This is a genomic window from Gymnodinialimonas sp. 57CJ19 (assembly GCF_038396845.1).
GTDB lineage: Bacteria > Pseudomonadota > Alphaproteobacteria > Rhodobacterales > Rhodobacteraceae > Gymnodinialimonas.
Genome location: NZ_CP151587.1, coordinates 3,166,150 through 3,175,152, shown reverse-complemented (window position 1 = coordinate 3,175,152; position 9,003 = coordinate 3,166,150). Strand labels below are relative to the sequence as shown.

General features: G+C 61.4%; 11 protein-coding genes. 4 read left to right on the top strand and 7 right to left on the bottom strand.

The window, feature by feature from the left end:
* Window positions 1-69: 69 nt before the first annotated feature.
* Window positions 70-282: a hypothetical protein gene (locus tag AADW23_RS15495; protein WP_341861843.1), complete on the bottom strand. Its 213-nt coding sequence runs from the start codon at window positions 280-282 to the stop codon at window positions 70-72.
* A gap of 72 nt (window positions 283-354) precedes the next feature.
* On the opposite strand from AADW23_RS15495, the gene AADW23_RS15490 reads away from it, so the two are divergent.
* Together AADW23_RS15490 and AADW23_RS15485 are read left to right on the top strand one after the other, a co-directional pair.
* Window positions 355-1,134: a gamma-glutamyl-gamma-aminobutyrate hydrolase family protein gene (locus tag AADW23_RS15490; RefSeq protein ID WP_341861842.1), complete on the top strand. Its 780-nt coding sequence runs from the start codon at window positions 355-357 to the stop codon at window positions 1,132-1,134.
* Between the two features lie 180 nt (window positions 1,135-1,314).
* A complete protein-coding gene (locus AADW23_RS15485; RefSeq protein ID WP_341861841.1) occupies window positions 1,315-1,995 on the top strand; it encodes an LCCL domain-containing protein in 681 nt (226 codons plus the stop codon).
* 61 nt (window positions 1,996-2,056) lie between these two features.
* Here the strand turns inward: AADW23_RS15485 and AADW23_RS15480 are convergent, their stop codons facing one another.
* The 3 genes from AADW23_RS15480 to purB all read right to left on the bottom strand — a co-directional run bounded on the left by AADW23_RS15480 (window position 2,057) and on the right by purB (window position 5,528).
* Window positions 2,057-2,995, bottom strand: coding sequence for an alpha/beta hydrolase (locus AADW23_RS15480; protein ID WP_341861840.1), 939 nt, complete (start codon window positions 2,993-2,995; stop codon window positions 2,057-2,059).
* Window positions 2,996-3,048: 53 nt separating this feature from the next.
* On the bottom strand, window positions 3,049-4,134 hold the full coding sequence (locus AADW23_RS15475; RefSeq protein WP_341861839.1) for a FliG C-terminal domain-containing protein: 1,086 nt from the start codon (window positions 4,132-4,134) through the stop codon (window positions 3,049-3,051).
* Between the two features lie 89 nt (window positions 4,135-4,223).
* A complete protein-coding gene (purB, locus tag AADW23_RS15470; protein ID WP_341861838.1) occupies window positions 4,224-5,528 on the bottom strand; it encodes an adenylosuccinate lyase in 1,305 nt (434 codons plus the stop codon).
* Window positions 5,529-5,624: 96 nt separating this feature from the next.
* On the opposite strand from purB, the gene AADW23_RS15465 reads away from it, so the two are divergent.
* On the top strand, window positions 5,625-6,032 hold the full coding sequence (locus AADW23_RS15465; RefSeq protein ID WP_341861837.1) for a DUF6314 family protein: 408 nt from the start codon (window positions 5,625-5,627) through the stop codon (window positions 6,030-6,032).
* Between the two features lie 102 nt (window positions 6,033-6,134).
* Window positions 6,135-7,010 carry a hypothetical protein gene (locus tag AADW23_RS15460; protein ID WP_341861836.1) on the top strand — a complete coding sequence of 292 codons (876 nt, stop codon included), beginning with the start codon at window positions 6,135-6,137 and terminating at the stop codon, window positions 7,008-7,010.
* A gap of 45 nt (window positions 7,011-7,055) precedes the next feature.
* On the opposite strand, the gene AADW23_RS15455 is transcribed toward AADW23_RS15460, so the two are convergent.
* From AADW23_RS15455 to AADW23_RS15445, 3 genes are all read right to left on the bottom strand, one after another.
* Entirely contained in the window at window positions 7,056-7,472 is a 417-nt protein-coding gene (locus AADW23_RS15455; RefSeq protein ID WP_341861835.1) for a hypothetical protein, read from the bottom strand.
* A gap of 72 nt (window positions 7,473-7,544) precedes the next feature.
* The gene (locus AADW23_RS15450; RefSeq protein ID WP_341861834.1) at window positions 7,545-8,168 is read right to left on the bottom strand and encodes a class I SAM-dependent methyltransferase; all 624 of its coding nucleotides are present in this window, start codon (window positions 8,166-8,168) and stop codon (window positions 7,545-7,547) included.
* 68 nt (window positions 8,169-8,236) lie between these two features.
* Window positions 8,237-8,995, bottom strand: a complete 759-nt coding sequence (locus AADW23_RS15445) for an ABC transporter permease subunit (protein ID WP_341861833.1) — start codon at window positions 8,993-8,995, stop codon at window positions 8,237-8,239.
* Window positions 8,996-9,003 lie beyond the last annotated feature (8 nt).

The following is a 9,003-nucleotide window of genomic DNA, read 5'->3' as shown; positions in this document are numbered from 1 at the left end:
ATGCTCTTTCGGGCCTCAAGAGATAGCGCGATTTTCTCGATTGGAAAGGGTAGCCGGCACGGGCAGGAGTTAATGCTGCCAATCGGGCCGCCTGCGGGCGGCTTCATCGGTGGTTGTCTTACAAATCGTGCCAAGCAGCGGGGTTATTACCCGAACCAACGGCCGCTCGGATCGCAACTGTGCCAATTGTTTGGTCGGATCAGACAGGAACGCCGGATCATTCAGCTTAAAGATCATCGCGCCGCTCATTTCGCTGGTCTGTGCGCCCTTGAAACGGTGCATGCGCGGGCAAGCGCCTTTTCCTTGCGCCAACACCGCGTTAAATAGGCAGTATATCACAATTCTGGAAGCAACATGACCCGCCCCGTCATTGGCATTATCGGCAATCACCATCTTATCAACGATCAATATGCGACCCATGCGGGTGGTATAATGAACTCGGAAGCTGTGGCGGAAGTCTCGGGCGGCTTGCCGTTGATTGTGCCTTCCAACCCCGGATTCGTAGATTTTGAATCGCTTCTGGCGACCTGTGCGGGCTTTGTTTTCACTGGCGGGCGGCCCAATGTGCACCCCGAAGAATACGGTGAAGACTATACCGAAGCCCATGGCACCATGGATCGGGATCGGGACGCGCTGACCTTGCCTTTGATCCGCGCCTGCGTGGAGCGGGGCCAGCCGATCCTTGGACTTTGCCGTGGATTTCAAGAGGTTAACGTCGCCATGGGCGGGTCCCTCTATCCTGAGATACGTGATCTACCGGGCCGGATGAACCACCGGATGCCCCCAGACGGCACGATTGAGGAAAAGTTCGAGTTGCGCCACACGGTGACCTTCACGGAAGGCGGGCCGTTCCACCGCTTGATGGGCGCCCGAGAGGTGATGACAAACACGCTGCACGGCCAAGGGATCAAGCAAGCGGGCCCCCGTGTGGTGATTGATGGCCATGCCCCCGACGGCACGCCCGAGGCGATTTATATCGCCGACGCCCCCGGATTTACCCTTTCGGTTCAATGGCATCCGGAATACCGCGCTGCCGATGATCCGGTGTCTCGGCCGCTGTTTTCTGCCTTCGGTGAAGCGGCCGCTGCTTGGGCCGCCGGCAGAATGCCCGTTACCGTGAGTGACGTGGCCTAGCGCTCGGCGCCTCATCGGCTTCCATATTTTTGTTGCCTGATCGCGCGGCGTTCGGGCAAAGTTGCGGCCATGAACGGCTGTGGTCAGCGCAAAGGGTTTGCTTTCACAAACCCCGCCGATCACGCGCCCCTATGGGTGTAGTTCGTTGCATTTACGTGGAAAAATTTGAAAGGTTTCCTGATGATCTCTAATTTGCTGAAGACCAGCATCGCCGCGACCGTGCTTCTTTCCAGCCCCGCATGGGCTGATTGGAGCGCCAATTTAATCTCTCTCGGGGCAACGGGCGCGGGGGCGACGGGGCAGGTGGAATGCGCGCCCAATGGGTCGTTCGGATCGGTCTGGGGCACGGGCACCTATACGTCCGACAGCTCCGTCTGCACCGCTGCGGTTCACTATGGCTGGATCGCCCACGACCAAGGCGGGATGGTCGATTTCCGCCAGGTGCCGGGGCTGGATTCCTACGCCGGATCGGCACAAAATGGTGTCACCTCATCGGACTACGGTGCTTGGAGTGCAAGCTTCCAGATCACGGGCGCGACGCCAATTGGCGGCGGTGTGCGGCAGATCGCGTGGGGCGATAGCGCGGATTCACTCGGCGTCGCCAGCGCGGTGGGAGAGGTCATTTCGCTTGCGTGTCCTGCCGATAGCCTTGGTGGCGGCTCGGTCTGGGGCACGGATGTTTACACCTCCGACAGTGCGATTTGTGCGGCAGCGGCCCATCGCGGACACATCGTCCCTGCAACGGGCGGCATCGTGACGGTACGCATTCTGGGTTCGCAGCCCAACTATGGCGGCTCCGAGCGCAACGGCGTTGTGTCCTCGGATTACGGGGAATGGTCGCGGAGCTATTCTTTCCACTAGAAAATCAAGGCACTAAGGCTTGCCCCGGTCCCATGGTTAGGGGCAAGCGCTGCGGTGGCAGTCACGCCACTTTGGCTGCCAGAAATGCACCCATTTTCGCAATGGCCGCATCTGCTGCGGGGGTCCGTCCGGCGTGTAGCTGCCAGACATGGGGCAAGCCGGGCCACAGGTCGAGCGTGGCGTCATCCATCGCGTCGAGCAACCGTTTCGCGTCTTGGGCCAAGGCCTCTCCGGTGGCGGCCTGGATCAGGGTTGGGGGCAGGTTGCTGAGGTCGCCAGACAGGGGCGAGATCGCTGCACTGTCGCGGTCCATCCCCGGTAAGTAGACGTCTTTTATGCGCTCGGGCCACGATGGCGGGATCAGGATCTCATCCTCAGCCTCCGCGAAACGCGCTTCCACCTCGCCAGACAAATCGGCGATCGGGGCCAGCAATCCGAGGGCCTTGGGAGTCGGCGCATTCCTGTCGCGGGCATGGCAAGCCACCTGCAAAGCCAAGCAACCGCCGGCGCTGTCGCCGCAAATGGCGACCGGCGGCGTTCCGGCCTGAACCAAAGCGTCAAACGCGGCGATGGCGTCTTGCTTGGCGGCGGGGAAGGGGTGCTCCGGCGCAAGGCGGTACTTCGGGACGACAGCGCGAAGCCCACATGCGGCGGCCAGATGGGCGACCAACGCGGCGTGGGTTTGGGGGCTGCCGATGGTGAAGCCGCCGCCGTGCAAGTACAGCAGGACCGGGGCATCCGGGGCGACACCGGCGGGAAGAATGTGCAAGCTGCCGTCGGCCTGTTTGGTCACACTCGCGCCTTTGGGCAGCGCAGCCCCCAACGGCGCGGTCATGGAAAATAGCTTGCGAAGAATGGGTTGCGAAGGGATGAGCCGCAAAGCGGTCCGGTCAACGTAGCGCGCCATGGCCCGCCAGAAGCGGTCTGTCAGTGTCAGTTGCATCGCGATCAGGCCCTTTGCCGTGTTCCGGTTGGCCTGATCTTTGCTGTCCGGGGCCATTTCCACAATCCCCCTGTCGCGACGTCGCGTGACAGAACCGGCGAAAGACGCGCTTATTCCGGCGGGGGCAACAGCGTGATTTCCCCCTGATCCGCCAGGTCGCGAATGGTGGAGACCAAATCAGACATTGCGGCTTCGCCTTCCTCGGGTTTCGGGGCGCCAAGCCCCTCTGCCTCATCGCGCATCTGTTCGGCCAAGCGTTTTGACATATTCTCCAACAGAAATTCGACCGAGAGCGGCGCGGCGGAAAGCCCTGCCGCGAATGCCACGATGATCGACTGCGCGTCCGCCTTTCGAACAATGATGGGCACATCGCCTGGTTCGACCCGTTCCGGGATGTGGTTGAACGAGAAGATGGACTTGCGCACTTCCTTGGCGAAAGGCGCGTCCTTGTCGTTGAGCCCCTCTAGCATCTTGTCGCGGGCTGCCTGCGGGGTGGAGTTCAGGATCGCGCCCACCCGTTCAGCGGCGGTCTTGGAGAAGGCCTGCGGTGGCACCGCCTCCAATATCGCGGCGACATCGGCGCCGATACGCGTCACCAGATCGGGCGAGATCGTTTCGGTCAGCGCAACGGTATGGGCAAGGATTTGAGCCCTGTCTTCCGGCACTTCCGCCAACAGCGCCGCCGCCTTTGCCACGGTCAGCTTCGACAAAAGCACAGCGCAAACTTCCGCGCTTTCGCTTTCCATCAACGGAGAGAGCCGATCCACCGGTTGCTTGGCGATCCGTGCCCACGGATCGTTGCCTTCGCTGTTGGCGGCGGCCGAGCGCAGCGCGCTGAGCGCGTCCTCGCCAAGGTGCGGTTCCAGAAGATCAATTGTCTCGCCAAGACCATCGGGGAAGCTCAGGGCCAGATTGTCGATCCGATCCGTAAATTCACGCACCACAGCCGCCAAGGTCTGGCGATCAATATTTCCAAGTTCCGAGATGATATGAGCCAGCCGCGTCTGATGGTGCGGCGCCAATTTTTGTACGCCCGGTGACACGCCTTGCCCCAGCAAAAGCCGCACAATCACGGCCGCCTTTTGCTGCTGTCCCATGCGTTTGGGGGTGACATCAATCATCCCCGCACCGCCATTGGCCACGCCATCCAGCGATAGTGAAGACGAATTGCCGTGAACGTCGCGCAGCACTTCCATATTGGCCCTTTCTCATCACCAAATAGGATCAGTAGAGCCAAAGCATTAAGGTTCGGTTAGTGCGCGACGCTCGCTTTCAGGAAATAGCGTTATTCGCCAAACACGCGGGCGAAAATCGTGTCGACGTGCTTGGTGTGATAGCCTAGGTCGAACTTTTCCTCGATCCCGTCCACGCCAAGGGCAGCCACAACGGCCTCATCCGCCAGCAATTCCTCCCGGAAGTCAGTGCGTTCCTCCCATACTTTCAGGGCGTTGCGCTGTACCATGGCATAGGCGTCTTCGCGGGAAACACCCGCCTGCGTCAGCGCCAAAAGCACCCGTTGGGACATCACAAGACCGGGGTACTTGTTCATATTGTCCATCATGTTTTCGGGGAAGATCAGCATCTTGTCGATGACACCGGTCAAACGATGCAGGGCGAAATCAAGGGTCACTGTCGTATCAGGCCCGATGGCACGTTCCACGGAGGAATGCGAAATATCGCGTTCATGCCACAGCGCCACGTTCTCCATCGCGGGCACCACGGCCATACGCACCAGCCGCGCAAGGCCGGTCAGGTTCTCGGTCAGGACCGGGTTTTTCTTGTGCGGCATCGCGGAAGAGCCCTTCTGCCCGACCGAGAAAAACTCTGCCCCTTCAAGGACTTCCGTGCGCTGCATGTGGCGGATTTCTGTTGCCACGTTTTCGATGCTGCTGGCGATCACGCCCAGGGTCGCGAAGAACATCGCGTGGCGGTCGCGCGGGATCACCTGGGTGGAAATCGGCTCTGCGATCAGGCCCAATTTCTCGCAGACGTGGGCCTCAACAGCGGGGTCGATGTTGGCGAAGGTGCCAACTGCGCCGGAAATCGCACCGGTGGCGATCTCTTCGCGGGCCTGCACCAGACGGGTGCGGTTGCGATCCATCTCGGCGTAGAAACGGGCAAACGTCAAACCCATGGTGGTGGGCTCGGCGTGGATGCCGTGGGACCGGCCCACGCGGACCGTCATCTTATGCTCCATCGCGCGTTTTTTCAGGGCCGCCAGAAGCGCATCCATATCGGTCAGAAGGATGTCAGCGGCGCGCACCAGTTGTACGTTCAAACAGGTGTCGAGCACGTCGGAAGAGGTCATGCCCTGATGCACAAAACGTGCTTCTTCGCTGCCCACATGCTCTGCCAGATGGGTCAGAAAGGCGATCACATCGTGCTTGGTCACGGCCTCGATCTCATCAATGCGGGCGACGTCGAAGTCTACGTCTTTGGCCTTCCACACAGCGTCGGCATTTTCGCGCGGGATCACGCCCAGATCGGCCTGGGCGTCGCAGGCGTGGGCCTCGATTTCGTACCAGATGCGGAACTTCGTGGCGGGCTCCCAGATGGCGACCATTTCGGGGCGGGAATAGCGGGGGATCATGGGCTTGCCTTTCACGAGAGATTTCGGCTGTCTGATACGAGGCTGAAGCAAAGGGAGCAACCGGGTGGGGCGATTGGCAGCAGGGGGCGCGGACAGATGATAGGGTTGGACGCGCTGAAGGGGCGTTGGCGCCTGTCGCGCGTTATCACCGATTACCGTGCAGATATGACCGGGCGCTTTGAGGGGGAGGCCATGTGGCGGCCTTTCGATGATGGGCTTGAGCAGGTTGAGGAAGGCACGTTGCGCTATGGCGCGGCGGCGCCGATGCAAGCGACGCGGCGCTACCTGTGGCGATCTGAAGGTGCTGACCTTGCGGTGTTTTTTGACGATGGCCGTCCGTTCCACACCGTCCCGAAAGCGGCCGAGGAAGCCTTGCACGACTGCCCGCCTGACACCTACCGCGTGCGCTATACCTTTGCAGACAAGGACCAATTCTCGACCCTTTGGCGCGTCACCGGCCCGCGCAAAGACATGCTTCTGGACACCACGTTCACCCGCATTTGATCTTTCGCGCCTGCGACGGCAGGAAAGCCGCCGCTTGCAAATAAAACGGGCCTCGGTGACGGTGTCTCCATTGATCCTTTACCTTTTTCCCGGAGTTTCTTCATGCGCCTCCTCCTCGCGACTGCTGTTCTTGCCGCCCTCAACTTGCCGCTGACCGCCACGGCGCAGCAGGGTGGAGGCCTTACGCCTGATCTTGGGCCCAACATCACGGGCCACGTGTGGTCGCGGTTCACGCAAATCAGCGACAACGTGTTTGATACGGTCCTTGGCGTGAGCTACGGCGTGCCGGAAACCGATGATGTCGCCATCATGGGGCAGTGCTTTATTGGCGCTCAGGGACCGTTGGTCGCGCTCCAGGTGGGCGCCGATATCGAGGGGCTGGCCGAGGATTCGGTCGCGACGCTGAGGGTGCGTGCCGATGACGGGCGCGTCGTTGACGTGGACGGCAGCGTGGTCGGCACGAATGCGGAATTCGGCGTTTCGGGGATCGAATTGGTGTTAGAAATGTCTGACCCCGCGTGGCTGGTGATCGCAGGCAGCAACACGGTGCAATTTGAGAGGGTCGGCGGGCGCGGGGGCTTTACCCTTACGGGCAACGGACCCAACACCCTCGGGCCGTTTCTGGCCGATTGCGATCAGATCGACACGCTGACACCGGAAAGCGGGCTGCGCCCCTCGGCCCCCATTGGGGCGCAGGATGGGTTTTTGTCTTGCGATAACCTTGGTCGGGTTGCCTCGCGCAATACGGGGCAAAGCAACGTGCTGACCTTTACCAACGAAAGTGGCCTGTTTCGGGCGTTGTTGTGGGTTGATACCAACGGTGTGCCCGTCGACATGGGCGCGATGAACCCCGGTGAGCAAATCTCCTTCAACACAGATCCCGGCCATGTCTGGATGGCGACCGACGGCCCCGGCAATTGCCGTGAGATGATCCAGCCCGTAGCCGGACAAATCGGCTATACGCTTACGGTTCAGTAGGCTCTTCAAACCCTGATGGGGGAGGGCCGGGGCCAGGGCAGGGCCTTAGCCCTCTTCAGCCTTGGCCGCCGCCATGATGCGATCTGCTTTCTTGCGCACCAGAACGCTGCGCAGGTCGTGCATGGCCAGCAAAAGGCGGTCTGTCACGTCCTCCAGATCATCATCCTCGGCCCGGCTGTTGGCCCAATGGGTGGTGAGGTTCAGATAATCAACGGCCCGGTGGATATCGTCGATATCGCGGTCTTTCAGGACCGCGCGACGTTCCTCCATCCATTCCGCGATAACGGCGGTCTCTTCCGCGTCCAAGACGTGATCGCCGTGGGGTTTGACATTGCCGTTACGGATGTTGACGACGGCAATTTCGTCCATCTCAATTCGGCGCTGGCGGTTCTCGGTCGAGACCCGAAACACCGCGGCGCCGTTTTCGCGGATGCGGAAGTAGTATTCGGGAAGATCGGTCATCGTGGGCCTGTTCCGGCATTGTTTCGTTGCGGCGACTGTCCGGACAATAGGTTCGGACGTCAAGGCGCAGGGCTAAACACGCCGCGCGATCATGTAAAGACGCGGCGGGGTTCCCGGTTGAATGGACTCTTCCACCACCTCAAACCCGGCGTCCAGGATGGCCTTTTGCAGCTGCGAAATCCGCTGGTGACGCACGAAAGGCGCTTTGCCAAACAGGGCCATGATGCTGACCAGGGGTTTGAAAAACCACTTCTCCCCCAGACAGGCGGTCTTGGAGATGAGCAGCCCGCCCGGTTTCATGTTCGCATGAAGTTGCGCGAGGACGCCGGCCTGATTTTCCAGCAGATGCAGAACGTTAAGGGCAAGAACGCCATCAAAGGGGCCGTTGGCAAACACGGTCGGGTCATCGGCTTCACCCGCGATGAGGGTGATGTTCTCCACGCCCACCTCAGCCGCTTTTTCGCGCCCGATTTCGATCATTGCGGGGGAAATATCGGTCGCGGTGATATGGGCCACGTGCCCCGCCAGCTCCAGCGCGGTGGAACTGGTGCCGCAGCCGATTTCCAACACGTGATCGGTGGGCGACAGATGCGCGATTGTCCGCTCCAGCGTGGCGCGATACCCCTCGGGGTCCGAAATCTTGCTGGCGGCGTATCTGGGCGCGGCCTTGTCCCAGAAGGTGGCGGCAGAGGTCATGGTGAGGCTCCTTTGCCAATCAGCTTACGGGGCTCGTCCCCTGAACAACACGGGGAAATCCCTCCGGTTCAGGCCCGGATCGGCGCAAGCCCCTTGGCGATCCACCGTTGTGCGAAAATGAACACGATCAGCGGCGGCACCATGGCAATCACCGCCAGCGTCAGCGATGCCGGAGAGCCCGCGCGCAGCAACGCGATGCCGCTGACCACCGTGGCCCGGTCCGGCGCTGAGGGGGAAGCGATCATCGGCCAGAGGTATTGATTCCACCCCAACACGAAGAAGAACGCCAGAAGAGCGGCTATGATTGGCAGGCTAAGCGGCACGATAATATCGCAGAAAACACGCACAGGCCCGGCCCCATCAAGGCGCGCGGCCTCGATCACTTCCGGCGGGAGCTGCATCAACTGTTGCCGCAGGATCAAGGTGCCAAGGCCCGTGGCGGTGATCGGCAGGATCAACCCGGTGTAGGTGTTCAACAGCCCAAGGGCGTCGGTCACAAGTATCGTCGGCATGATCCGCGACTCGATGGGCAGGAACAGAGGCAGCAGGATCAGGGGAAAGATGAAGCCCGTGCCGGGGACACGAAAGAAGACGAGGGCGAAGGCGGCGAGCAGGGAGGTCGCCGTTTTGATCAGGGCCACGCCCGCCGCGATGATGAATGAGGTGGTCAGGAGCTGCCAGAGATCGGGGCGTGGCGCGACTGGATCGGTGAGGGCCGAGAGGGAGGCCAGCGGAAATCCGTTGACCAGCAGGAGGGCGGGCGGCCCCAGCATGACGACGCAGCCGAGGATCAGGATCGCGTGGTCGATGAGGCGGGCGCGGGGCATGGGAAAGG

Coding starts and splice junctions, on each gene's coding strand:
- AADW23_RS15495 (WP_341861843.1), bottom strand. CDS start 282: ATGCACCGTTTCAAGGGCGCACAGACCAGCGAAATGAGCGGCGCGATG.
- AADW23_RS15490 (WP_341861842.1), top strand. CDS start 355: ATGACCCGCCCCGTCATTGGCATTATCGGCAATCACCATCTTATCAAC.
- AADW23_RS15485 (WP_341861841.1), top strand. CDS start 1,315: ATGATCTCTAATTTGCTGAAGACCAGCATCGCCGCGACCGTGCTTCTT.
- AADW23_RS15480 (WP_341861840.1), bottom strand. CDS start 2,995: ATGGCCCCGGACAGCAAAGATCAGGCCAACCGGAACACGGCAAAGGGC.
- AADW23_RS15475 (WP_341861839.1), bottom strand. CDS start 4,134: ATGGAAGTGCTGCGCGACGTTCACGGCAATTCGTCTTCACTATCGCTG.
- purB (WP_341861838.1), bottom strand. CDS start 5,528: ATGATCCCCCGCTATTCCCGCCCCGAAATGGTCGCCATCTGGGAGCCC.
- AADW23_RS15465 (WP_341861837.1), top strand. CDS start 5,625: ATGATAGGGTTGGACGCGCTGAAGGGGCGTTGGCGCCTGTCGCGCGTT.
- AADW23_RS15460 (WP_341861836.1), top strand. CDS start 6,135: ATGCGCCTCCTCCTCGCGACTGCTGTTCTTGCCGCCCTCAACTTGCCG.
- AADW23_RS15455 (WP_341861835.1), bottom strand. CDS start 7,472: ATGACCGATCTTCCCGAATACTACTTCCGCATCCGCGAAAACGGCGCC.
- AADW23_RS15450 (WP_341861834.1), bottom strand. CDS start 8,168: ATGACCTCTGCCGCCACCTTCTGGGACAAGGCCGCGCCCAGATACGCC.
- AADW23_RS15445 (WP_341861833.1), bottom strand. CDS start 8,995: ATGCCCCGCGCCCGCCTCATCGACCACGCGATCCTGATCCTCGGCTGC.